The organism is Cytobacillus gottheilii (assembly GCF_001636345.1).
GTDB lineage: Bacteria > Bacillota > Bacilli > Bacillales > Cytobacillaceae > Cytobacillus > Cytobacillus gottheilii.
The window spans coordinates 1,186,184-1,210,595 of the sequence record NZ_KV440945.1; the positions used below are offsets into that span (position 1 = coordinate 1,186,184).

The 24,412-nt window shown below is 39.2% G+C and carries 28 protein-coding genes; 22 read left to right on the forward strand and 6 right to left on the reverse strand.

Annotated elements, in window-relative coordinates; all coding sequences use genetic code 11:
- Positions 1-14: 14 nt before the first annotated feature.
- Positions 15-881, reverse strand: coding sequence for a C39 family peptidase (locus A6754_RS05705; protein ID WP_066442905.1), 867 nt, complete (start codon positions 879-881; stop codon positions 15-17).
- Positions 882-1,117: 236 nt separating this feature from the next.
- Positions 1,118-1,630 carry a gamma carbonic anhydrase gene (locus A6754_RS05710; protein WP_066442906.1) on the reverse strand — a complete coding sequence of 171 codons (513 nt, stop codon included), beginning with the start codon at positions 1,628-1,630 and terminating at the stop codon, positions 1,118-1,120.
- Between the two features lie 162 nt (positions 1,631-1,792).
- On the opposite strand from A6754_RS05710, the gene A6754_RS05715 reads away from it, so the two are divergent.
- Together A6754_RS05715 and tbcS are read left to right on the forward strand one after the other, a co-directional pair.
- Positions 1,793-2,596 carry an alpha/beta hydrolase gene (locus A6754_RS05715; RefSeq protein WP_066442907.1) on the forward strand — a complete coding sequence of 268 codons (804 nt, stop codon included), beginning with the start codon at positions 1,793-1,795 and terminating at the stop codon, positions 2,594-2,596.
- A gap of 22 nt (positions 2,597-2,618) precedes the next feature.
- Positions 2,619-3,719 carry a tetraprenyl-beta-curcumene synthase gene (tbcS, locus tag A6754_RS05720; protein ID WP_066442908.1) on the forward strand — a complete coding sequence of 367 codons (1,101 nt, stop codon included), beginning with the start codon at positions 2,619-2,621 and terminating at the stop codon, positions 3,717-3,719.
- Between the two features lie 48 nt (positions 3,720-3,767).
- Here the strand turns inward: tbcS and mnmM are convergent, their stop codons facing one another.
- The gene (gene mnmM, locus A6754_RS05725) at positions 3,768-4,352 is read right to left on the reverse strand and encodes a tRNA 5-(aminomethyl)-2-thiouridylate-methyltransferase MnmM (protein ID WP_066442909.1); all 585 of its coding nucleotides are present in this window, start codon (positions 4,350-4,352) and stop codon (positions 3,768-3,770) included.
- Positions 4,349-5,314 carry a tRNA modification radical SAM protein MnmL/YtqA gene (gene mnmL / locus A6754_RS05730; protein ID WP_066442910.1) on the reverse strand — a complete coding sequence of 322 codons (966 nt, stop codon included), beginning with the start codon at positions 5,312-5,314 and terminating at the stop codon, positions 4,349-4,351. The genes mnmM and mnmL overlap by 4 nt, the downstream gene beginning before the upstream one ends.
- A 357-nt stretch (positions 5,315-5,671) precedes the next feature.
- Here mnmL and A6754_RS05735 point away from each other — a divergent pair, with 357 nt between their 5' ends.
- From A6754_RS05735 to A6754_RS05745, 3 genes are all read left to right on the forward strand, one after another.
- Positions 5,672-5,935, forward strand: a complete 264-nt coding sequence (locus A6754_RS05735; protein ID WP_066442911.1) for a YtzC family protein — start codon at positions 5,672-5,674, stop codon at positions 5,933-5,935.
- A 13-nt stretch (positions 5,936-5,948) separates the two neighbouring features.
- Positions 5,949-6,131 carry a glycogen biosynthesis protein GlgD gene (locus A6754_RS05740; protein WP_066442912.1) on the forward strand — a complete coding sequence of 61 codons (183 nt, stop codon included), beginning with the start codon at positions 5,949-5,951 and terminating at the stop codon, positions 6,129-6,131.
- Positions 6,132-6,431: 300 nt separating this feature from the next.
- Positions 6,432-6,770, forward strand: a complete 339-nt coding sequence (locus tag A6754_RS05745; RefSeq protein ID WP_066442913.1) for a hypothetical protein — start codon at positions 6,432-6,434, stop codon at positions 6,768-6,770.
- Between the two features lie 72 nt (positions 6,771-6,842).
- On the opposite strand, the gene A6754_RS05750 is transcribed toward A6754_RS05745, so the two are convergent.
- Entirely contained in the window at positions 6,843-7,790 is a 948-nt protein-coding gene (locus tag A6754_RS05750; protein WP_066442914.1) for a sugar-binding transcriptional regulator, read from the reverse strand.
- A gap of 186 nt (positions 7,791-7,976) precedes the next feature.
- On the opposite strand from A6754_RS05750, the gene A6754_RS05755 reads away from it, so the two are divergent.
- From A6754_RS05755 to lpdA, 11 genes are all read left to right on the forward strand, one after another.
- On the forward strand, positions 7,977-9,257 hold the full coding sequence (locus A6754_RS05755) for an NAD(P)H-dependent oxidoreductase (protein ID WP_066442915.1): 1,281 nt from the start codon (positions 7,977-7,979) through the stop codon (positions 9,255-9,257).
- An 86-nt stretch (positions 9,258-9,343) separates the two neighbouring features.
- Positions 9,344-9,703 carry a PTS glucitol/sorbitol transporter subunit IIA gene (locus A6754_RS05760; protein ID WP_066442916.1) on the forward strand — a complete coding sequence of 120 codons (360 nt, stop codon included), beginning with the start codon at positions 9,344-9,346 and terminating at the stop codon, positions 9,701-9,703.
- Positions 9,704-9,726: 23 nt separating this feature from the next.
- A complete protein-coding gene (gene srlA / locus A6754_RS05765) occupies positions 9,727-10,266 on the forward strand; it encodes a PTS glucitol/sorbitol transporter subunit IIC (RefSeq protein WP_066442917.1) in 540 nt (179 codons plus the stop codon).
- Between the two features lie 23 nt (positions 10,267-10,289).
- On the forward strand, positions 10,290-11,300 hold the full coding sequence (srlE, locus tag A6754_RS05770; RefSeq protein ID WP_066442918.1) for a PTS glucitol/sorbitol transporter subunit IIB: 1,011 nt from the start codon (positions 10,290-10,292) through the stop codon (positions 11,298-11,300).
- Between the two features lie 69 nt (positions 11,301-11,369).
- Positions 11,370-12,425 carry a zinc-dependent alcohol dehydrogenase gene (locus A6754_RS05775; protein WP_066442919.1) on the forward strand — a complete coding sequence of 352 codons (1,056 nt, stop codon included), beginning with the start codon at positions 11,370-11,372 and terminating at the stop codon, positions 12,423-12,425.
- Positions 12,426-12,458: 33 nt separating this feature from the next.
- Complete coding sequence (locus A6754_RS05780; RefSeq protein ID WP_066442920.1) at positions 12,459-13,463, forward strand: 2-hydroxyacid dehydrogenase; 1,005 nt, start codon at positions 12,459-12,461, stop codon at positions 13,461-13,463.
- A gap of 19 nt (positions 13,464-13,482) precedes the next feature.
- Positions 13,483-13,878 (forward strand): transcriptional regulator GutM, encoded by a 396-nt coding sequence (locus tag A6754_RS05785; protein WP_066442921.1) that lies wholly within the window; start codon positions 13,483-13,485, stop codon positions 13,876-13,878.
- A 170-nt stretch (positions 13,879-14,048) separates the two neighbouring features.
- Positions 14,049-15,032 carry a pyruvate dehydrogenase (acetyl-transferring) E1 component subunit alpha gene (pdhA, locus tag A6754_RS05790; protein ID WP_066442922.1) on the forward strand — a complete coding sequence of 328 codons (984 nt, stop codon included), beginning with the start codon at positions 14,049-14,051 and terminating at the stop codon, positions 15,030-15,032.
- Positions 15,033-15,054: 22 nt separating this feature from the next.
- Positions 15,055-16,041, forward strand: a complete 987-nt coding sequence (locus tag A6754_RS05795; RefSeq protein WP_066442923.1) for an alpha-ketoacid dehydrogenase subunit beta — start codon at positions 15,055-15,057, stop codon at positions 16,039-16,041.
- Between the two features lie 14 nt (positions 16,042-16,055).
- Entirely contained in the window at positions 16,056-17,375 is a 1,320-nt protein-coding gene (locus tag A6754_RS05800) for a dihydrolipoamide acetyltransferase family protein (RefSeq protein ID WP_066442924.1), read from the forward strand.
- 15 nt (positions 17,376-17,390) lie between these two features.
- The gene (gene lpdA, locus A6754_RS05805) at positions 17,391-18,767 is read left to right on the forward strand and encodes a dihydrolipoyl dehydrogenase (protein ID WP_066442925.1); all 1,377 of its coding nucleotides are present in this window, start codon (positions 17,391-17,393) and stop codon (positions 18,765-18,767) included.
- Positions 18,768-19,192: 425 nt separating this feature from the next.
- Here the strand turns inward: lpdA and A6754_RS05810 are convergent, their stop codons facing one another.
- On the reverse strand, positions 19,193-19,666 hold the full coding sequence (locus A6754_RS05810; RefSeq protein ID WP_066442926.1) for an NUDIX domain-containing protein: 474 nt from the start codon (positions 19,664-19,666) through the stop codon (positions 19,193-19,195).
- On the opposite strand from A6754_RS05810, the gene A6754_RS05815 reads away from it, so the two are divergent.
- From A6754_RS05815 to A6754_RS05840, 6 genes are all read left to right on the forward strand, one after another.
- Positions 19,665-20,897 carry an NAD(P)H-dependent oxidoreductase gene (locus tag A6754_RS05815; protein WP_066442927.1) on the forward strand — a complete coding sequence of 411 codons (1,233 nt, stop codon included), beginning with the start codon at positions 19,665-19,667 and terminating at the stop codon, positions 20,895-20,897. The two genes, A6754_RS05810 and A6754_RS05815, sit on opposite strands and share 2 nt — an antisense overlap.
- 25 nt (positions 20,898-20,922) lie before the next feature.
- Entirely contained in the window at positions 20,923-21,357 is a 435-nt protein-coding gene (locus A6754_RS05820; protein WP_066442928.1) for a transcriptional regulator GutM, read from the forward strand.
- 91 nt (positions 21,358-21,448) lie between these two features.
- On the forward strand, positions 21,449-21,964 hold the full coding sequence (gene srlA / locus A6754_RS05825; protein WP_066442929.1) for a PTS glucitol/sorbitol transporter subunit IIC: 516 nt from the start codon (positions 21,449-21,451) through the stop codon (positions 21,962-21,964).
- A gap of 30 nt (positions 21,965-21,994) precedes the next feature.
- Complete coding sequence (gene srlE / locus A6754_RS05830) at positions 21,995-23,017, forward strand: PTS glucitol/sorbitol transporter subunit IIB (RefSeq protein ID WP_066442930.1); 1,023 nt, start codon at positions 21,995-21,997, stop codon at positions 23,015-23,017.
- A 22-nt stretch (positions 23,018-23,039) separates the two neighbouring features.
- Positions 23,040-23,396 carry a PTS glucitol/sorbitol transporter subunit IIA gene (locus A6754_RS05835; RefSeq protein WP_066442931.1) on the forward strand — a complete coding sequence of 119 codons (357 nt, stop codon included), beginning with the start codon at positions 23,040-23,042 and terminating at the stop codon, positions 23,394-23,396.
- 25 nt (positions 23,397-23,421) lie between these two features.
- A complete protein-coding gene (locus A6754_RS05840) occupies positions 23,422-24,357 on the forward strand; it encodes a sugar-binding transcriptional regulator (protein ID WP_066442932.1) in 936 nt (311 codons plus the stop codon).
- Positions 24,358-24,412: the final 55 nt, after the last annotated feature.

Sequence of the window (24,412 nt, forward strand, 5' to 3'; positions counted from 1 at the left end):
GCCCAGGCTTTTTGTTATTCCGATAAATAGGTGATTGCTTGGCTGCCCATTTGAACCCAAGCTTCTGCAAACGAATCAATCGGCGCTTTTTTATTTTTTTCACCAGTTAGCGGATCGTTAAAATAGACATATGATTGATCGTAGCCTGTTAAAAGAACAGAATGCTCTTTATAGGTAATATCAATTTTTCCGCTGGGTGTCTGCCAAGTTTCAAACATGTTCTTAGAGAGCTTTTGATACGTTGTATTCGTGATCACCCATACAGGGCGATGATCGGATAAATGGATTTTCAATTCCGTAAAGTCGGAACCGGTTAAATCCATAATTCTTCCAGGCAAATACTGTTCCGCTAATTTTTTGATTGGCTTATGATATACGCCAAATCCAGGATTGTCATATGAATACATATCACCGACAAATCCATCATTTGGATGGCCAAATGAAATTTGTCCATTCTTATTTATATAAGGGACATCCGTCTTTGTTACTTCTTTTGCCAGTGTAAGCTTGTCTGCTTTTACCCCAGCATGTGTAAGCAACATGGCGAGACTAGTTACCTCGCAGCCGCGGGGAAGCTGTGGAAACTGATTGAGTGCTGCCACATCAATTAAAATCTTCTCTTTCAATTTTATGATGAAAGGCTCTTCCTTCTCAGTCTCCAATGATGCAGAAGATAGTACAGGTCCATCCAGCCAATTTCTGAAATTTTCCATTGCTAATACAATCTTTTGCTTTCCTGCAAGAGAGGAAATAACCGTTGCAGCGATTAGAAATAAAATAAATAGAGATGGTTTATATAAACGTGAACGGGACCTTCTTGCCAATAGGACAAGAATGCTCATTATGATCAAAATAAGCAAAGATCCTATCAATAAACCCATTCCGCATCACCGCCTTTGTAGAACAATCCTTTTTAGAGGTCTTTTATTTAATATCGGTTTCTTTCAATAAATGTGAACACAATCACAGAAGTAATTAGGGATAAATTTGAAAATTTTGGGGTAACTATATGATAAAGTTTCTTTTATTAGATGTAATAAACCTTGACAGCATATGCCTTCAAGGTTTATTTCTCAATTTACGTGTTTAGCATAAAATAGCCCGCTGGATAGCGCAGTTATTTCTTCAGTGATTTATAGTATTGTCCCTTTTCTGCATATTCTCTAGTGATACGCTCCATATCTTTAAGGTCATCTTCGTTTAGTTCACGGATGACTTTTGCTGGTCTTCCAAAAGCTAGTGTGTTCGGCGGGATTATTTTTCCTTGAGGTACAAGACTGCCTGCTCCTATAAATGCACCTTCGCCAATTTCAGCATCATCTAATATAATCGATCCCATCCCAATTAAAGCCTTTTTTCGGATTTTACAGCTATGGAGGATAACACTGTGTCCAATTGTAGCTTCATCTTCAATAATTAAAGGACTGCCTGGGCTTTGATGCAATACAGAATTGTCTTGGATATTCACCCGTTTTCCAATAATAGTAGGGGAGACATCACCGCGAATAACTGAATTAAACCACACACTGGAAAATTCGTCTATGATCACGTCGCCTGTAATAATTGTATTATCCGCTAAATAGACTGACTCATGGATTTTTGGATATTTTTCCTGATAAGGATAGATCATATTTAGACCTGCCTTTCATTTAATGTCTTGCCCATATTTTATCACAATGATTGAAATAGGACTGCATGAAGGCTTAAACTATCGAGATAGGTTTAATCGTGAAGTAAGAAAGCTTCTAAGCTATAATAGGAAAGAAAGAAGTAGTCCGGGGAGGAATTGCAGATGTGGAAATGGGAAGCCGAAGGAGATGCAAAAGCTGTGATTGTCATGATTCATGGTGCGATGGAACATCATGGCCGTTATGGCTGGCTGATAGAAAAATGGCGCATGTCTGGTTTTCATGTCATCATGGGAGATCTGCCTGGGCAAGGGTTAACGACAAGATCAGGAAGAGGGCATATTGACTCCTTTGATGAATATATAAAAGAAGCAGAACAGTGGGTTGATGCAGCATATCAATTTGATTTGCCTGTTTTTCTTTTAGGCCATAGTATGGGCGGTCTTATTGCTATCCGGCTGCTCCAAGAGCAAAAAACTGATTTAGCAGGAGTTATTTTATCTTCTCCATGCTTAGGGCTGGTTCGTCAAACACCGAAAATGATTCAATTTGCTTCAGTTATTTTAAACAAGGTAATTCCTAGAATGAGGATTAGCTCAGGCATTACAGTTGAAATGGCAACAAGCAATCCCGATGTCAGAGAAGCAGATCAAAATGATTCTTTATATATACAAAAGGTTTCTGTACGGTGGTATAGAGAACTGGTTTCAGCGATGAAAACTGCCTTTGAAAAAATTGAAAAAACCCAGAATGTTCCCCTTCTCCTTATGCAGGGAGGGGACGACCTAATCGTGAATAAAACGCTTGTAAGAGATTGGTTTAATAAGGCTCCTTTATCTGAACAGCGTTTTAAAGAATGGCCAAACTATTATCATGAGATTTTTAATGAAGAAGGAAGAGAAGAAGTATTTGAATACGCAAAAGATTTTGTGGAAAGTCAGCTGAAAGCGATTGGTTATATTATTTAATTTTTTTGAAAGGGGGAGAATCATGAGTGTACCTTCCATGCCCATTAGCTTAATGGCAAATGTATACAGAAAAATATTTCCTGAAGTTCATGCTGAGCTTAAGAAATGGAAAATACGTGCGGAAGCCATTCCGAATCATGAACTGCGCACGCAGGCTTTGGCCAGTATAGAAAGCAAAACATTTCATTGTGAAGGCGGATCAATAATGGCATTAATTGCAGCGGAAAATTATAAAGATGCCATTCAATTTATTGTAGCCTATCAGACCATCAGTGATTATCTGGATAACTTATGCGACCGCAGCACTTCACTTGATCCTGCTGATTTTTCTGCCTTACACGATGCGATGGAGGATGCCTTGACATTAGATTCTGCTCCTGGAAATCAATATTATCGCTTTCGGGATGATCAAAATGATGGGGGGTATTTAGAAGCTCTTGTTGCCTCTTGCAGAGATGCGCTGGGCAAACTAAAGAATTATGACAATATCGAGAAGTATTTACTTGAATTATGCAGATATTATTGTGATCTGCAAATACATAAGCACGTAACACCAGACGAAAGGGTTCCTCGTCTTCAAAAGTGGTTCAGCCAGAATAAAGAACAAATACCACACATGGAATGGTATGAGTTTTCAGCTTGCTCAGGATCTACCTTGGGGATCTTTTGTCTGGTATCTTATGCATTGAGAGAGGATTTTCTTCCCCAATATGCAGATCATATAAGAGAAGGGTATTTTCCATATATTCAAGGACTGCATATTCTGCTTGATTATCTCATTGATCAAGAGGAAGATCGTGCAGGTGGGGATTTAAACTTTTGTTTTTATTATGAAAATGAACAAATGCTTTTTAATCGTTTAAGACATTTTGTGCAAGAGGCGGACAAGCAGACAAGCCTGCTTCCGCACAGCAAGTTTCATCATCTTATTAATAGAGGGCTGCTTGGTGTATATCTATCGGACGATAAGGTTCGTAAGGACATCAATATTAAAAGAGTAGCAAAAAATATGATTAAAACAGGCGGAATGGTAAGCTATTTCTTTTATTGGAATGGGAGAATTTATCGCACCTTGCAAAAGTGGCTGCCTCTTCAAAATTTAAAACCTGTGCGGAACGAATAGATCCATTCAAAAAGGCAATCCGGTAACCGGATTGCCTTTTTATAAGATTTAGCTTAAATCATTTTTCTTTTCAATGGCTACAATAAATGGAGGATGGTTCTTTTGATTTAAAAATTGATACAGTAATACATTGGCTCTTGCTTGATCAATTTGTTTGACATAGCGTATTAAATAATCGCGTTCAACGGCTCCTTCCGGATGTCCATGGTAAATAACAAGTACAATGATTCCTTCCGGGGCCAGCATGTCAAGCAGCTGTTCAATGGCAGAGATCGTGGTATCCGGGCGAGTAACAATGGACTTATCTCCTCCAGGCAAATAGCCGAGATTAAAAACGGCTCCCGTAACCTTTCCGTAATGGATGGGCGGTATACAGCTTGATAGGTTTTCATGACCGCTATGAAAAAGCGTAACACGATCAGCTAACTCATGCTGCATCAGCTGTGTCTTTGTGGAGAGCAAAGCGTCATCCTGGATATCAAATCCATATACTCTGCCTGAATCACCAACTAACCGTGCGAGAAATAAGGTATCGTGACCATTTCCTAATGTTGCATCAATGGCAATATCTCCAGGGGAAATGGCTTGCTCCAGCAATGTTCGTGCAAATGGCAGCACTCTTTCAAGCTTCATGCCTTTACCTCCAGACCAGCTGTATCGAAGTATTTTCCCTGCCAGCTATTTCTTCGTTTTAATTCAGCATCAATTGCATTTAATACCGACCATTTGTTTACGCTCCACATTGGGCCAATCATTAAATCGATCGGTCCATCTCCTGTAATGCGATGAACAATCATTTCCGGTGGTAAAATTTCTAATTGATCACAAACTAAGCTTACGTAATCATCCTGGCCTAAAAATTGCAGTAATCCTTTTTCATATTGTTTTACCATTGGAGTACCCTTTAAAAGATGAAGCAAGTGAATTTTAATTCCTTGCACATCCAGTTTGGAAACTTCTCGGGCTGTTTGCATCATCATTTCAGCTGATTCCAGCGGCAGGCCATTAATGATATGTGAACATACACGAATGCCATGTTTTCTTAGCTTTTCTACGCCTTCTGTATAACAGGCATAGTCGTGGGCTCGATTAATAATGGCAGCTGTTTTTTCATGGACGGTCTGTAGTCCAAGCTCAACCCAAAGATACGTTCTTTCATTCAGCTCTGCCAAATATTCAACAACATCGTCAGGAAGGCAGTCTGGCCGTGTAGCAATAGAAAGGCCGACAACCCCTTCTTCTTGCAGCACCCGCTCGTACATATCTCTTAACACAGCAACTGGTGCATGAGTATTCGTAAATGCCTGGAAATAAGCAAGGTATTTGCCGTCTTTCCATTTATGATGCATCTTTGCTTTTATATCATGAAATTGCTTTGAGAGATCATCTGCCCGATTACCGGCAAAATCCCCTGAGCCAGCAGCACTGCAGAAAGTACAGCCTCCAAATGCCACAGTGCCATCACGGTTTGGGCAGTCAAATCCTCCGTCTAAGGCAATTTTAAACACTTTATGTCCAAATTCATTACGTAAATGGTAATTCCATGTATGATACCTTTTATCATCAGTAGCATATGGAAAGGGATTTCCATTCATATGAAAAATACCTCCTATTGCTGATCTGTCCGATTAATGAAAACAGGAGCAATTACAAGTTCTCCCATGCCGAAATCGCTGCAGCAAACTGCTTTTAATATAAACATACGAATAATCTTATCATGAAGTAAACAGGTTATCCAATGCAATTGGAAGCAACTTCGAATAGTAAATCTGAGGATTGGCAAACCGGCTTGGTGTGATTAGGACTGCTGTCCCAATACTATATCCCGCTTCGTATGCAATTCGTCACTGCTAATTTATACTTTTTGAAACTGTAAGTAAGAAGTCATCGTATTGCACACAATAATGAATGAAGCACACGCTTCAGAGCAATGACTTGAGGAGGAGAACAGAATGGCAACTCGTGAATCTGTTGATATGCTTTTACAGCAATGTGAAGATGCAATTCGTTTCGCCGGCGATCAGCTTCAGGATGGACGTCTTCAGGAGCATTATAATGATGACGGGTATACCAATGCCCTTGAAGCACTTGAAAATGCCTATAATGATTTAAGCCAGCTGGCACATAGTGCAAATTCTCAGCAGCGGGAACAGCTGCACCGTATGAGACTCCAGCTGCAGCAGCTTCAAAATAAAATGATTATTAATCCCCATTAAGAGGTGACTAAAAATGGTCAAAAAACGTTCAAAGCAAAACAATCCGGAACAAAAGACGCGCAATGGAATCAATAATGCTGATTTGGAGCTGGGCCGGGATTTTGATATTATAAAGAAGTCAAAGAAAAACTATGAAAAAACAGGCGGCCAGCCGGTAAAATCAAAATTTCATCCGGAGCCAGAACAGTCAAGATAACTGAAAAGAAAACCCCGCATTTGCGGGGTTTATTCATATAATCGGAAATGACAATTGAACAGCATAGAGCTATACTCAATGTACGCAGTGGAATTATTAGTTAAGTCAACTAAGCCTCTTTTCTTCAGTTGCCTGTCAGAAGTTTTCTTTAAATATGTTTGTGGAATTAGAATATTAATAAAACATATAACGATGTTTTACATAACATAGATTGAGAAATATTTATAAAAATTCCTTTTAAGTTTAAACACTTTTTCGTAAAATAGGGTAAAACAAGCACTTCTAAAGGAGAGGCGAGGTATGAAGTTTACAGAAATAGATACTTACCTTTTTTGCTCTAAATGTTTGGATGAAACCATTCATCATGTAAGTTATCTGAATGGAAAACTGCATCGGGTACAATGCGAGAAATGTAAGCGCACCAATGAAATGGACCTGGACTTTAAGAGAGAATTATATAAAGAAGTGTATAAAAGAGTTGTTTCTAAGCCTTCTAGAATGTCTGAAGAATATAAAAATGACGATCGGATTAAATTGATTGAAGCCTTGCCTAGAAGAGTTTTCACAAAACCTTATCGGCTTGTCAAATATTTACATGAAACAAAGGAAGCTTATAAAAAGATTAAGGGCAATAAATGAAAGGCTGTTTTTTAATTGAAAACAGCCTTTTTATTTATCAATAAACATGGTAACGCTTCCAAAAATGGCGCTTCAGTTCTTTTCCATTAAATAATTGCCTATCTTTTCATCAATGATTAATGTATGTGCATAACCAGCTTTAACCGCAGTTAGAACAGCTTCACTTTTTTGCACTCCGCTGGCGATCAGTACAATATTTGGTATGTTTTTAATATCTTCTAAGCTTACTCCAATAACATTGTTATTAATTCTGCAATCCACTTCTTTTCCCTCTCTGTTAAAGAAACGTGAATTAATATCCCCAACAACATTTAACCTTTCAAATTCTTTTAAATCGCGATTCCCTGTATACCCAATCTTTCTCATCAGGTTATCACTTGAGTAGGGACTTGCAACCCCCAGAATCGCCATATCTACATTTTTGCCCGCTTCCAGGACTTCTAAAATAGGGGGGCTATCATAAAAGGCGTTTTTAATTAAAGTGTTTTCTGCAAGTGCTGGAGCATTTAAGAAATTACTATTACAATATAGTTTCTTCATTAAGTCATAGCATATTTGATTGGAATGTAATTCAATATGCATCTTGCTAATTCCCCCGATTAGCGGCAAAAGTGTAAGATGTTTGATTTCTTCAAATGGAAATTCTCTAACAAGCGTGCTCAGTGTATTTCCCCATGATACCCCAACGGTACTGACCGATTTTAAGGCATTTTTTAGATAATGGACTGCTTCTTTGACGACCAGATTGAATACTTCGTGTTCGCTTAAGTGATAGGCAGGAGCAATGATGACTTTATTTAGACCATATTTTTCTTCTAAAGAGCTCTGCAGATTAACAATTTGAAAACTTTCATCTTTTATGTAGAAGTTTATAATTCCATAGTCCTTCGCCTTTTGTAAACTTCTGGATATTGCTGGCCGCGAAACATTTAATTTCTTCGCTATTTGTTCCTGTGTTAGGTTTTGGTAATAATAATAGATTGCGATTTTCACAATTTCCTTGCGCTCTTCCCAATTCAACCAACTCACCCTTTGAAATTTATTTCTGTATCTGAACAAAATGAATTTTACTAAAAATTATCGCAATTGTCGAAAAAAATGAAAAGTATCTTCTTGACTTAAAGCGCTTACAATGTTATTTTTTTAATCAAAGGAAATTTGTTCAGTGTTAGATCAAATGTTCAGAAAGGCAGGAGGGAGAAAAAAATGAGTCTATATAGACAGCTTTTAGTAAGAGAAAAAGACGGAAATCCGATAAAAGTTGGTGTCATTGGAGCAGGGCAAATGGGTTTTGGGATGATCTCACAAATTGCTCAAATCCCTGGAATGGAAGTTACTGGAATAAGTGATATAAATGTAGAGGCAGCCGCCAGAGCCAGGGATGCTTATAATCTTCATAAAAAACAAGAGGTAATCATTTCTTCAAACTTTAAAGATGTGATTCAGTCAGAGGATATCGAAGTAATTGTAGATGCAACAGGTGTTCCTGAGGTTGGTGCAAAAATATCACTGGAATGTCTTCTTGCTAAGAAACAGCTTGTGTTATTAAATGTTGAAGTTGATATCACAATTGGCCCATTAATGAAAAAGCTGTATGATTCAGCAGGTCTCATTTATACAGGATCAGATGGAGATGAACCTGCAGCAACCTTTGAGCTATATGAATTCGCGAAAACAATGGGCATGGAAGTCTTAGTGGCCGGAAAAGGGAAAAATAATAAACTAAAAATCTCGGCAAACCCGGACAGTACAAGGGAAGAAGCAAAAAGAAACAAAATGGCAGCACATATGCTTGCAGCCTTTCAGGATGGAACGAAAACAATGGCAGAGATGAATTTATTATCAAATGCAATTGGCTTTGTCCCAGATGTAGTTGGCATGCATGGTATTTCAGGTGATTTAGATTCAGTTATCAATGATCTGGATGTAAAAAGCAATGGAGGCATTTTAAGTCAGCATGGTGTTGTGGAATATGTTGATGGTCTGGCTCCTGGAGTGTTTGTCATTGTGAAAGGCCAAAATGAGGCAGTGGCACACGAAATGAATTATCTAATGAAAAAGGGAGATCGTGATCATCATATCCTATATCGTCCTTATCACCTGGCAAGCTTGGAGACGCCTATCACCATTGCCAAGGCTGTCTTAAATCAGGAATATGCAATTGCACCAATTGGAGCTCCCGTTTCAGAAACAGTAGCAGTCTCTAAAAAAGAGATTAAAGCTGGAGAGAGATTAGATGGCATAGGCGGTTACTGTATCCGTGGAGTGTTGGAAACTCATTCAGAAATGAAACAGAATGCTCACATTCCCATTGGGTTAATTGCAGGAAATACCGTTGCTAAAAGAGATATTAAAGCAGGAACGTTCTTAACGGCCGATGATATTGAGCTGGATGAAAATACAACAGTCTGGAAGCTTCGCAAGCTTCAGGATGAGGTTTTTGCCAATACAGAAACAAGCCAGTCTATATCTAAGATATTAATCTGATTTTTATACAAATTAGTAAACTGTCAATAATTTTCGTAATATTTGGATAATTTTAAAGAAGAAGCTTGAAAGGATGAATCTTTATTATGCTTAGAACAGTTGTAAAACAAATTGGTGAGATCGTTCCGGATTTTAAGGAAGAAAACCTATTAATCTTATTTGGACCAGAAGCTCCTCCTGAATTGAAAGATATATCTGTTATTCATGAGGTTGATGAAAATCCAAATGGAGCTATTGTGGAAGGGGGGGTACTGGAAGTAGGAACTCAAGTTTATCAGATTAGTAAGGTTGGCAGTCTAGCTAATAAGAACTTTGAAGAACTGGGCCACTTATCTATTTACTTTAATGATGATGAGTCGATGGAATTGCTGCCTGGGGCGATCTTAGTTTCTCCAGGAGTCTATCCTGAAATTCAAGAGGAAGACAGCATTATTTTTAAAAAATAATCCTTGTATAGGAGGGAACGCTAGTGGATTTCTTTATAAACTTAGCTGATGGCTTTATCGGAATGTTCCAAGAAGGTGCAGAAGTATTTATGGGCTTTATTACAGGAATTATTCCACTCTTGATTGTGCTGATCACTGTTGTTAATGCTTTTATAAAAATCGTAGGGGAAGAGCGAATTTTTGGATTTATGAGAGCGATTGCAAAGTTTACTATTTTCAGATATACATTGATTCCACTATTCTCCGTATTTTTCTTAACAAACCCGATGTGTTATACGTTTGGCAAGTTTTTGCCAGAAAAACAAAAGCCGGCATTTTATGATTCTGCCGTATCATTTGTGCATCCAATTACAGGGCTATTTCCACATGCTAATGCGGCCGAACTATTTATATTCCTTGGCATTGCACAGGGATTTGCTCAAGTCGGCAATCAAAGTGAGCTGGCATTATGGTACCTGGTAGTTGGGTTAATTGTTTGCTTAGTTAGGGGAATCGTGACAGAGAAAATTACTGAGTTCCAAATGAAAAGACAAGAAGCAGCCAAACGCGGTGCCGCTGCATAAACGAACAAAGGGGGCGAGATGAAATGGCTAAATATAATACAGTTCAAGTTAAAAGGGGTACGCATGGTTGGGGAACTTCACTTATTCTGAAGCCAGATGAGGAAAAGAAATATGTTATTAGTGTAACCGGAGGGGGAATTCACCCGGTCGCACAGAAAATAGCAGATTTAACAGGAGCAATTGCAGTTGACTCTTTTAAAAATCCAGTAGATAAAGAGGAAACGCTGTGTGCGGTAATTGACTGTGGAGGTACAGCCCGCTGCGGAACCTATCCGCGCCTTAGAGTTCCTACAATTAATGTAAAAGTGATGAGTCCATCTGGACCTCTGGCCAAATTTATGACAGAAGATATTTTCCTATCTGGGGTGTCAGTCAATGATGTTTCAATAGCTGGAGAAGAAGGGGAATCACAGGTAGCAGCAAGTTCTGCTGAAGAAATTGAGGAAGAGCCAGCAGCAAAACCAACTGCTTCCAAAGTTCAGGCAGAGCCGGCAGCAAAGCAAAATCCATTTATGAAGCTGATCGATGTTATTGGACGCGGTGCAGGACAGTTTATGAATATCATGTACCAATCGGGAAGAGACACGATTGATACAGTTTTAAAAAATATCCTTCCATTTATGGCCTTTGTAGCAGCTTTGATCGGAATCATTAACTATACAGGTATAGGCAATATCATTGCGGATGTCTTAACACCTTTAGCGGGCAGCATTGGCGGGTTATTGTTATTAGGTCTAATTGGCGGACTGCCATTCCTCTCACCTATGTTAGCGCCTGGAGCAGTTATTGGAGCTGTTATCGGTGTTTTAATTGGGAACGAAATTGCAAGCGGTAACATTCCAGCTGCATATGCATTACCAGCTTTGTTCGCGATCAATGCTCAAGTTGGCTGTGACTTTGCACCAGTTGGTTTAACACTTGGAGAAGCAAAGGCAGAAACCATTAGTGTTGGAGTTCCATCCATCCTTTTCTCGCGTGTTATTACTGGTCCTTTAGCGGTCGTCATTGCATACGGTTTTTCGTTCTTCTTATAAAAGAAAAACAAAGGGGGAAGACCAAAAAATTCCCTCTTTTTAACTTTATATCATTTCAAGGAGGAAAAAATGATTCCAGCAACCTTTAAATTCGGAGCTTTAATGGAAAAAGGGCAGGCAGTGATTAAAGAAGGAGAACTAAGAGAACTTTTGCCAAATGAACTGCTGGTAAAGCAAGAAGCATGTAACATATGCACAACAGATTATCAGCAATGGCAAGGCTTAAGGGAGCATCAGGGATATCCGATGGCTGGAGGACATGAATGCTCAGGTATCGTTGTTTCGGTTGGTGAAGATGTTAAGAAATTTAAGGCAGGAGATCGGGTAAGCGTTTTATATGATTACTGCGGGACGTGTGAAAACTGTGTAGCTGGCATGATTACAATTTGCCAGAACAAGAAAATCTTTGGAAAAAATTACTCAGAAGACTATTACGGCATTTTTGGTTTTGCTGATTATTTTATACGAAACGAAAAAAGCTTTGTAAAGATGGATTCAGCATTATCACCTTCAGAGGCTGGGTTTGTGGAACCGCTTGGATCTGTACTGCATGGATTAAATAAGCTTCGCCTTCGGGGAGGTTATGACACCATTGCGGTTATTGGCGGAGGAACAATGGGTCTATTAAATGCAGCTGCAGCCAAAGCAATGGGGGCAAAAGTCTTTGTTTCAAGCAGAGGAGAGAAAAAGCTTGAGATTGGTCGCCGTATGGGCTTTGAAATGATCGATGCAGGCAACTGTGACGCTGTTGAAGAAATAAAGAGACTCACTGAAGGAAGAGGAGTGGATGCTGTTATTGTATCTGCCGGAACGGCTTCAGCAAATCAGCAAGCTATTGAAATGGTAAAAGCACAACACGGAAGAATACTTTTTTATGCCGCAGGTTATCCGGCACCAGGCTTAGAAATTGACTCTAATGCTATTCATTATAAAAACCTTGAATTAATCGGAACTTTTGGTTCTGAGTTAACAGATTTTATAAATGCCGGGAAAATGCTTAGCGAAAGACGAATTGATGTTTCCTATTTAATTGAAGAGAAAGTTCCTTTATCACAAATCCAAGAGGCATTTGAGCTGGCCAGTCAAAAAGGAAAATTCAGAATCTCGGTTATGCTTCAGGAGTAGGACTGACAAGAAATAGAATGGGAGAGGGTAAAAATGAAATGCTTAGCAATTGCGGATTTATTTATTACCAAAGAGATGATGATCAAAGGTCTGGAAGAGCTGACAGATCTCGGAGTTGAATTAACGGTAAAAGAGTGGCTTCATAAGGATCTTGAAGCACTGCAAAAGGATAATATTAAACTCGAGCAGGAAGGCAGCAGTGCGGTGGCATTGCCGGATGATATTTTAGAAGGTATTGAGGATTATGATATCATCATCACGCAGTTTGCACCAATAGGAAGAGATACTCTTGATAAGTGCAAAAGTATAAAGGTTCTGGGTATTCTTCGGGCAGGGATTGAGAATGTGGACTACAAATATGCTGAAAGTAAAGGAATTGATGTTTTTAATACACCAGGCAGAAGTAATACAAGTGTCTCGGAATTTACGGTTGGATTAATTCTATCTGAGATTAGAAACATTGCCAGAGGGCACGATTATTTAAAGAATGGCATATGGGAAAAAAATTATTCTTCCGGAGTCCTCTCACCTGAAATTAGCGGCTCAACGGTTGGAATCATTGGTTATGGAGCCATTGGTCAGCGGGTGGCAAACCTTCTGCGACCTTTTGGGGCGAATATTATCTTCTTTGATGACTATTTTACTGGTGATACAGAGGATTCTCAGGTCGACTTAGACACACTTGTCAAGACTGCTGATATTATTACGATGCATTATAGGCTGACAGAGAAAACAAAACATATGCTGAATAAAAATCACTTTGAGAAAATGAAAAAGAATGCAATAGTGATTAACAGTGCACGGTCTGGCTTAATAAGCGAAACAGATTTGATCTCTGCCCTAAAAGAAAAAAGAATAGCGGGTGCAGCAGTTGATGTATTTGATATAGAACCATTGCCAAAGGATCATCCATACTTGGAGTTAGATAATATTACAATTACTCCTCATATCGCTGGGTCCACCATTGGAAACTTTGCTAATTCGCCAAATATCCTGGCAAGAAGAATTATTCCTGCTTTATCTGAAGTAAAGAACTAAAGAAGGAGGAAACTTATATATGAAAGAGTTATTAATCATCGTCGTTTTTATTGCAGTCATGCAATTTATCACCAGTATGATCCACATTAAATATTACCAAGGTACAGTTAGAAGGCTAGGAAAAGAATATAGTGAAGGCTATCTTGGAGTAGGAATGAACCAAAGGAAATTTAAAGGCGGCCAGGTTTGCATAATCGTCGCAAATAAAGATGGGGAGATCTCTGAGTTTAGAATTTTATCAGGTCTTACGATTTTCTCAATGTTTAAAAAGGACCATCGTTTCGTTGGGGAAAGCATCCACCAAATAAACTGGTCCGGCAAAGAAAAATACCAGGAAGTAGCAACCAACGCTATTAAGATGATCAAAAAAGAAATGCAGAAAAAGCTTGATATGAATACAGCAAGCGCAATTTAAAAATCTCAATTTTATCTAAAAACCCTTAACAAGAAGCATGAATAGTCCTTCTTATTTAAGGGTATTTTTTTTGCTTTTTACAAATGTTCTATTATTGATCATTTGTAAAATATGTGCTATGATAATTACAAATGTAACTGATATGAACAAATGATAAGGAGGAAGATAAAATGCTTAAAAATTTAGAGATTCCCAGCATGATTACTGAGAAAAAATTAAAAGATTTATATAAAGAAATGTGGACTATACGTTATTTTGATGAGAAGGTTGACCAGTTTTTTGCAAAAGGAATGATCCACGGAACTACCCACCTTTGTGTAGGTCAGGAGGCTTCTGCTTCCGGATCCATCGCAGTGATAGGCGGAAAGGATAAGATTGTAAGTACCCACCGGGGACATGGACATTGTATCTCCAAAGAAGGTGATATCAATAAAATGATGGCTGAGTTATTTGGAAGAGAAACAGGCTACTGCAAAGGAAAAGGCGGATCCATGCATATAGCTGATGTTGAGAAGGGGAACTTGGGTGCAAATGGAATTGTTGGCGGAGGAATTCCATTAGCGGTTGGTGCGGCCTTAACTTCAAAAATGAAAAATGAAAATTATGTTGTTCTCTGCTTCTTTGGTGATGGAGCAACGAATGAAGGCAGCTTTCATGAATCATTAAATTTAGCAGCAATCTGGAATCTCCCTGTTATCTTTATTTGTGAAAATAACCAATACGGCATGTCAGGTTCAGTAAAAGAGATGACGAAAATTGAGCATATTGCAACGCGCAGTGAAGGTTATGGAATACCAGGCAAGATTGTTGATGGATTAGATATGTTTGAAATTATGAATACCGTTCATGAAGCTGTTGAACATGCACGGGGTGGCAACGGACCTACATTAATTGAAATGAAGACGTATAGGTGGAAAGGTCATTCAAAGAGTGATGCGAAAAAATACCGTACGAGAGAAGAAGAAAACGAGTGGAGAGCCAAAGATGGCATCAAACGCTTTAAGGATGCCTTAATTGACGCAGAAGTTCTAACGGAAGAAGAAGCAAAGCAGCTGCAGGAAGAGGCAAAGACTTCTATTGAGGAAGCTGTAGAATTTGCTGCAAATAGTCCTGAGCCGTCTATTGAACGATTAGAAGAAGATGTATTTGCATAATCATTTTGGGAGGTTAATAGAGATGACCACAAGAGAAATAACGTATTTAGAAGCCGTTCGAGAAGCGATGAGTCAAGAAATGAGGGAAAATGAAGATGTCTTTATACTTGGAGAAGACATTGGTGTTTATGGTGGAGCCTTTGGTGTAACAAGAGGGATGATTGAAGAATTCGGTCCCGAAAGAGTTAGAAATACACCGATTTCGGAAGCAGCCATTGCAGGAGCAGCTGTCGGTTCTGCCCTTACAGGAATGAGACCGATTCTGGAACTGCAATTCTCAGACTTTATTACAATAGCAATGGACCAGATTGTCAATCAGGCAGCTAAAACACGATATATGTTTGGCGGAAAAGGCAAAGTGCCTATGGTGTTAAGGACTCCTGCGGGTTCGGGAACAGGTGCAGCGGCACAGCATTCACAGAGCTTAGAGGCATGGATGGCTCATATTCCAGGATTAAAGGTGGTCCAGCCTTCTACTGCGTATGATGCCAAAGGATTATTAAAGGCAGCGATGGATGATGATAATCCAGTTATTTTTTATGAACATAAATTACTCTATAAAACTAGCTCTAATGTTCCAGAGGAATCTTACAAAATTGAGTTAGGAAAAGCAGATATTAAAAGAGAAGGAACAGATGTCACTATTGTTGCAACCGCTATCATGGTTCATAAAGCATTGGAAGCAGCGGAAGTACTTGAAAAAGACGGCATCAGTGCAGAGGTGATTGATCCTCGTACGATTGTTCCTCTGGATAAGGAAACGATCATTGAATCTGTTAAAAAAACCGGCAAACTTATTGTCGTGCATGAAGCGGTAAAACGCGGCGGAATCGGCGGAGAAATTGTCGGAGTGATAGCAGAAAGTGAAGCTTTTGATTATTTAGACGCACCTATTATCCGTCTTGGCGGAAAGGAAGTGCCAATTCCTTATAACCCGAATCTGGAAAAGGCAGCTATCCCGCAAGTACCAGATATTATCGCTGCAGTGAAAAAGACTGTGAGAAAATAAAAGGAGCGTACATGATGGCTAAAGAAATTTTCATGCCAAAATTGAGCAGCACCATGTCAGTTGGCACACTCATTCAATGGTTTAAAGAAGAAGGCGATTCAGTTGAAATTGGTGAACCGCTTTTTGAGATTTTAACAGATAAAATTGAGATAGAAGTAGAGGCATATGAAGAGGGAATATTATTAAAAAAATATTTTAAGCAGGATGATGAAGTTCCTGTTAATCAAATCATTGGCTACATTGGTGAAGCGGATGAGCAGGTGCCAGACTCTTCACCAGGGCAATCAGCATCAGAGCATGATGAAAGTGATGAAGAGATCAAACAATCCCAGCCTGCTGCAGCGGAACAATCTTCACCACCTGAAGAAAAAGTTCGGGCTACTCCAGCGGCCAGAAGGATAGCAAAAGAAAACGATCTGAATCTATCGATTATTCAAGGAAGCGGTCCTAATGGCAGAATTCAGCAGCAGGATCTGCTGGACTATCTGAATTCAGATGCAGAGAAAGTGAAAATTACTCCACTTGCTCAGAAAATAGCTAAAGAGCAGGAGATTGACATAAGCACTTTAAAGGGCACAGGAAGTAATGGGAAAATTACAAAGCAGGATATTATCCCGGCACCGGCAGAATCACAGACTGCTATAACAAGTGCACGCCGCAAAATGTCCGGAATTAGGAAGGTTATTTCTAAACGGATGCTGCATAGTGTACAGAGCGTGCCACATGTCACGTTAACATCTGAAATTGATATGACAAATATAAAAGAGCTGCGCCAGTCACTGCTTCCAATCATTGAAAAGCAAACGGATTTGCGGATCACTTATACAGATATCCTGGTTAAGGCGGTAGGAAGTGCAATGACCCGTCATCCGCAAATCAATATTTCAATTGATGGTGATGAAATTATTCAGCACAGCTCGGTAAACATTGGAGTAGCTGTAGCGATCGAAGACGGACTGATTGTTCCGGTCATTCATGATGCAGCACATAAAGGACTTGCTGAAATCGTTAAACAATCGAAGCAGCTTGGGAAATTAGCCAGGAGTAATCAGCTTACATCTGAAAACTTAACAGGCGCTACCTTTACAATTAGCAATCTGGGAATGTATGCAATCGACGCATTTACTCCAATCATAAACTTACCTGAAATAGCCATCTTAGGAGTAGGCCGCATTCAGGAGAAACCAGTTGTTGTAAATGGGTCCATAGAAGTCAGATCCATGATGGCAGTTAGTTTGTCTTTTGATCATAGAGCAATAGACGGTGCTCCGGCAGCTGCCTTTTTAACAGAATTGAAGCAAATCTTAGAGAATCCTTATGAATTACTCGTTTAAAGGGGTGAAGAGGCAATGATAAAATATGATCTTGTTGTTATCGGCGGGGGCCCGGGAGGATATGTATCTGCTCTTCATGCCGCTGAGACGGGGAAAAAAATAGCTTTAATTGAAGCTGATTTTGTTGGAGGAACTTGCTTAAATAGAGGCTGCATTCCTTCCAAAACCTATTTAAAGCATAGTGAAGTCATAGAACAAATCAAAAAAGCAAAAGAATGGGGAATTGAAACAGAGTCCTTAACGTTTTCTTTTCCAAAATTAAAAAAACGAAAAGACGATGTGATCCAGAGGCTGCGAAGAGGGATTTCATATCTGCTCAAGGAAGGTAAAATTGACGTCTATCAAGGATATGGCTACATCCAGCCTAATGGTTCAGTAAGGGTGCAGGAGACAGAGAACGAAAAGAATCTTCAGGCGGAGAAGATCATCGTTGCTACAGGTTCTATGCCAGCTGTTCCTCCTATAGAAGGCTTATCAGAAGTCAGTTATGAAACAAGTGACACCATATTTGACTTAACAAAAATACCAGAATCCTTAATCATTATTGGTGGCGGTGTTATTGGTGTCGAACTGGCTACCATATTTGCTTCTCTTGATACGAAAGTAACAATCATTGAATCTGCGGAAATGATCCTGCCGTCTGAAGATCAGGAGGCAGCATCTTATTTAAAGCGGGAGCTGGAAAAGAAGAATATAAATATACGCACAAACACACCGGTCAAAAAAGTAGAAGAAATAAATAACAATAAAAAAGTACATTGTGAATCTAATGGACAGAGTATACAATTTGATGCTTCTCATATCTTAGTTTGCACAGGCAGGAGACCTAACATGTCTGCAGTAAATGAGATTGGGCTGGATACAGACGGACCTTTTATTAAAGTGAATAAAAAAATGGAAACGAGCATGCCAAATGTATATGCAATTGGAGATGTGATCGGCGGATATCAATTAGCCCATGCTGCTAGTGCTGAAGGAATTGTTGCGGTTAATAATGCATTTGGCGGAAATGAAATGATGAACAATCATGTGATGCCGCGCTGTGTTTATACGAAACCAGAAATCGCCGCAGTTGGATTAAATGAAGAAGAAGCGAAGAAAAAAGGTTTGGATTTCGAGGTTGTAAAATATGATTTCGTTAAAAGCGGGAAGGCATGGAGCAGCGGAGCACCAGAAGGTTTTACAAAAATAATTGTTGATAAGAAATATGGTGAAATTCTAGGCACCGTTATGGTAGGAGAACATGTAACGGAAATGATCTCTGAGGCCTCTGCATTCATGTATTTAGAAGGAACCATTGAGGAAGCTGCAAAAATGATCCACCCGCACCCAACCATTTCAGAAACATTCAATGAAGCAGCACAAGAAGCAGTTAGGATTCTAAAACATTGACAATAGACATTTAAATAGATTGGAAGAGCCAGAGACCTAATTCTTTTAGGCAACTACGAAGAGGCTGGGACATAAGTAACTAACACACCTATTGAACCGAATGGTAAGGAAGGTCATCTTTCTAATCATTCGGTTTTTTATTTATAATTATAAAATATATTTTATTTACATGAGTGAAATGGAGCGGAGGGCCCTCGACTCCTGCGGGCTGCAGAGCAAAGGGTGAGATCCCGCAGGAACGAAGTGACGAGGAGGCTCAGCTTGCTCCCCGCGGAAAGCGAGGGTCCGCAGCGCAATGGAACGGTCTTGATTAAATACCGAAACCAAGATATTGAATATTCGTGTTTTAGAAATATTAATTTTGTTTTGTCCCAGCCTCTTTTTTATTTGCTATTGTTAATCTCCAGCCAATTCCCCCTCTTAGTCTATCTGATAAAAGCTTCCGCCTGATTTTTTAAAGCATCTTCAATCCTGATTTTCTGTGTAACATGCATATTAAGCATATGTAATTGATCAAGTAACACATAAGATACTCTTTTAGATTCATGACTGACAGTTAACTCGCTGGTTAGTGCCTTACATAAAAAACAAATAGAGAACTGCTGCCGTACTTCTCCGTCTGAATAAGAAATAACGTGATTTGGATCGCTATAAACACCGATCATTTTTAAAACCTCGATATGTATTCCTGTTTCTTCGCTCACTTCCCTCTTAACTGCTTCCTCAACAGATTCACCTGGATCCACCCCACCTCCAGGCAAAGACCATTTTCCATTGTCCACCCGCTCCTGCAATAATATTTTGTTTCCATCTTCCGACAATATAACGGCTGAAACAGCTGGCACAATGCTATTGGGAACGGGTGCGTGGCCATCATAATAGTAATCAACTCTTGCCATCTTAGGAATTATTGGAGCCGGACAAATGGGCTTTGGTCTAATCTCTCAAATTTCCCGAATTCCCGGAATGGTAGTTGGCGGAATTTGTGATGTGAACTTAGAAAATGCGAATAGAGCAAAAGACTTTTATCGTTCTCAGGAAAAAAGAGCAATTGATACGATTGTTTCAACGGATTACCGCGCAATCATTCAATCTCAGAATGTAGAAGTTGTGGTAGATGCAACTGGAGTACCTGAAGTTGGAGCTAATATTTCCTTAGAAGCTTTAAGATCTAAGAAACATCTAGTTCTTCTGAATGTAGAAGTAGATATAACAATCGGGTCGGTTATGAATCAATTGTTTACTTCAGCTGGCCTCGTTTATACAGGTTCAGCTGGTGATGAGCCGGCAGCAATCGTTGAACTGTACGAATTTGCAAAGACAATGGGCTTAGAAGTTGTTGTTGCTGGTAAAGGGAAAAATAACCCGCTGATTCCAACAGCAAATCCTGATACTTGTGCAGCAGAAGCAAAGCGAAAAAATATGAGTGCTCACATGCTGGCTGCTTTCCAGGATGGAACAAAAACAATGGCAGAAATGAACCTTTTGAGTAATGCGATCGGTCTTATTCCAGACAAAGTAGGCATGCATGGAGTTGAAGCCAACTTAGACAACGTTGCAGACATCCTTAATACAAAAGAAAATGGCGGAGTTCTTGAGAAAACAGGTGTTGTTGATTATGTTAACGGTCTTGCGCCAGGGGTCTTTGTTATTGTGAAGAGTGAATTAGAGCCAGTAGATGAAGAGCTGCGCTACTTATTAAAAGTTAGTGAAAACCATGGTTCACACTATACTTTATATCGCCCTTACCATCTGGCAAGTCTTGAAACACCTGTAACGATCGCTAAAGCTGTATTAAATCATGATACATCCATTAATCCGCTGGGAGCACCGATTTCAGAGACAGTTACAGTAGCTAAACGAGATATTAAAGCGGGAGAAACGCTGGACGGAATTGGCGGCTACTCTGTAAGAGGTGTTTTAGAAACACATGAAGATATGAAAACAAACGGCCACATTCCAATTGGTTTAATCAGCGGTAAAGTTGTGGCTAAGAAAGATATCAGAGAAGGACAGTTTTTAACAGAAGATGATATCGAACTAGATCCAACTACTACAGTTTGGAAACTTAGATCTCTGCAGGATCATCTGTTTTCAGGAGGAAAGGCTTCTGAAATTATTATTAAGTAATTTTTTGCGGGAGGAGAGATAACAAATGCAATTAATCCTTATAGCATGCGGCATCTTGGTAATGAACTATATTCTGACTTTTTTCCAGGTCAGAAGCTACAAAAAATCAATGGAAACAATGATTAAGAAGTATAAAGGCAAACAAGGGTATTATCTGTTCTCTGGTCAATCAAGAAGAAAACTTGGTGCCGGTTCAATTGCCATGCTTGTTGTTGATGAAAATTATATGGTCATGGAATGCCAAGTGATGAAAGGGATTACTGTACTTTCCACTTTTAAAGAAATTGAAAAGTATAAAGGTCTCCATGTAGGCTCCATGCTCGATACTCTTCATGAATCAGCCAAACAAGTGAAAAAGTCAAAAAAGAAACAAAAAATGCCTGCTATAAGTGATGCTCTGAATACAGCTGCAGAAAGTGCATTGTTATCCATCTCTCGAAAAGCTATGCCAAATGCCTAAATGTTGAAAATGATAGCAGCTTCCTTGCAAAGCCGACGGAGGAAGCTGCTTCTTTCAAAATAGGAAAATACGAACAAAGGAGTGTGTGACCATGGAATGGATTCAATGGTTTGGAGAACACTTTATTGGAATGTTTAATGCTGGTGGAGAACAGTTTATGGGGCTGCTTACGGGAATTGTTCCTACACTTGTCGTATTATTAACCTTTACTTATGCAATGATTAAGTTTATTGGGGAAGAAAGAGTAACAAGAGCAATTAAGTTTGCATCCAAATATACGGTTTTGAGATATACATTAATGCCGATCTTATCCATACTCCTTCTTACTAATCCAATGGCTTATACATTTGGACGCTTTGTAGAAGAAAAGCAAAAACCTGCCTTTTATGACTCGCTCGTTTCGTTTTTACACCCAGTAACAGCATTGTTTCCTTATGCAAACGCAGGTGAGCTGTTCGTCTATCTAGGAATCGCTAACGGCTTAACACAAGCTGGGTATGCAACTTCAGAATTAGCAGTACGATTTTTCTTGGTAGGTATAGTAGTTATGTTCCTTAGAGGGATTATCACTGAACAAATTACAAAATACTTAGCAAATCGGATGTAAGCGTATTCTACTAAGAAGGGGAGATGAACGATGGCATATAAAGCTGTCTTTGTAGATAAAGGTTCAGGCGGTTGGGGAAAAGGGCTGACAATAGAGCCAAAGGGTAAAAAAGTTAAAGTGGTTTCTATTACTGGCGGAGGTATTCACCCTGTCGCAAGAAGAATTGCAGAATTAGCAAATACAGAAGCGATTGATGGTTTTAAAAACTCTGTACCAGAAGACCAAATGATGTGTGTGGTCATTGACTGTGGCGGTACAGCCAGAATTGGGTTATATCCAATGAAAAGAATTCCTACAGTAGATATTTTAGGATCTTCTCCTTCAGGTCCGCTTGCTAAGCATATTACCGAAGATATCTTTGTTTCTGGTGTAACAGAAAAAGAGATTTCAATTGCAGATGGTGCCAGTTCTGCTGCTGCAATTGAAGAGAATACTGAAGAATCTAATGGCAGATTTGATACATCTGATAAAGAAAAATTCCAAGAGGAATATAAAAAGGTCAAACAAGAGCAGCAAGGAAGCGATGAAAATTTCTTAATGCGTTTTTCTAAAGGAATTGGTAAAGTAACAGGAACGTTTTATCAAGCAGGCCGAGACTCAGTCGAAATGTTATTAAAGAATATTATCCCATTTATGGCCTTCGTCAGCATGCTGATTGGTATAATCAATTATACTGGCATTGGCGATATCATTGCGAATACAATGTCACCGCTGGCAAGTTCCATTTGGGGATTAATCGTGATCGTTATTATCTGTACGATTCCATTATTATCACCAGTTCTTGGACCTGGTGCAGTAATCGCTCAAGTTATTGGGGTATTAATCGGAAGTCAGATTGCATTAGGAAACATTCCACCGCATTTTGCGCTTCCAGCACTATTTGCCATTAACGGTCAAGTAGGTGCAGACTTTGTTCCGGTAGGTTTATCACTTGGTGAAGCTAAGCCTGAAACTGTACAATATGGTGTTCCAGCTGTATTATACAGCCGCTTGATTACTGGTGTTTTAGCTGTTGTTATCGCTTACTTTGCTAGCTTTGGCATGTATAATTAAAATGAACACAGGGGGTAATACAATGAGTAAATCGATTATTAAAGAAGTTGGTCCATTAGTTCCTAGTTTTGAAGCGGAAAAAGTAGTTATTTTATTTGGTCCTTCAGCTCCAGCTGAGTTACGGGAAATTTCAGTTATTCATGAGCAGGAAGAAGTAGCAGATGATTTCATCCAAGAGGGTGTAAAGTTTATTGTAGGCAATAAAGAATACACTGTCACAGCTGTTGGTTCTGCAGCCAATGCAAATTTCAAAGAGTTAGGACATATTTCAATCTATTTTCAAGAGCCTGACGGAGATATTCTGCCTGGAGCCGTTTTTGTTAGTCCTTCTGAATTTCCGGTATTTAATGAAGGAGAAGAAATTAAATTCACTAAATAAAGAATGAATAGAATGGATGATTTTTATGTCCTCACTTGAAGATAGAAGATTGTTGGTCAAAGTGGCCAATATGTATTATGAAGAAGGAGCAACTCAATCAGAAATTGCTAAATCAATCGGTGTAAGCCGATCGCTTATTTCTAAATATCTGGCAAAAGCAAAAGAATCAGGAGTCGTCGAAATCATTATACATGATGATGAAGCACATCCGTATATGGCTCTTGAATCAAAGGTTGAGCGAAGATATGACCTGAGAGAAGTGGTTTGTGTTTCAAGTGGAGAAGGAGAGAGTGTTAAAGCTCGCTTAGGTGCCGCTGCAAGCAAGTACTTATTGCGAATCATAAAGGATGGTCAAACGATCGGGATTTCATCTGGAACAACCCTGAATGAAGTAGCAAAATCCCTTCCCAGTCAGCATTTTTCAGGTCTCACCATTGTACCGCTCGTTGGCGGGATGGGGGATGAACGGGTAGACATCCACTCTAACAGCATTGTGGCAAAAGTGGCGGAGAGCTTTCATGCCGACTATAAACTATTGCATGCACCTGTGCTGGTAGATTCAAAAGAGGCAAAGGAAGTCATTGTACAACAATCTTTTATTAAAACCATTTTTGATATTGCCAGTAAATCGGATATTGCAGTAGTAGGGATTGGCGGTACACCTGAACACTCTACAATGGTGAAATCGTATCTGCACCAAGTAAAACAAAAAGAATTTAATTATGAAGGCATAGTAGGAGATATTTGCTACAACTTTATTGACCGTAATGGTGAAGCATTTTCTAACCCGTGGAATGATAAGGTCATTACAATGGAGTTGGAAAATCTAAAGAAAATACCTTTGGTTATTGGTGTTGCAAGCGGTAAGGAAAAAGTTGAAGCCATACGAACTTCACTGGTCGCAAAATTAATTGATGTTCTTATTACAGATGAAAATACAGCGAAAGAACTATTAGATTGAAGCAATTAGGAAATGAGGTGATGAAGTAACATATCACCTCATTATTTATTATCTT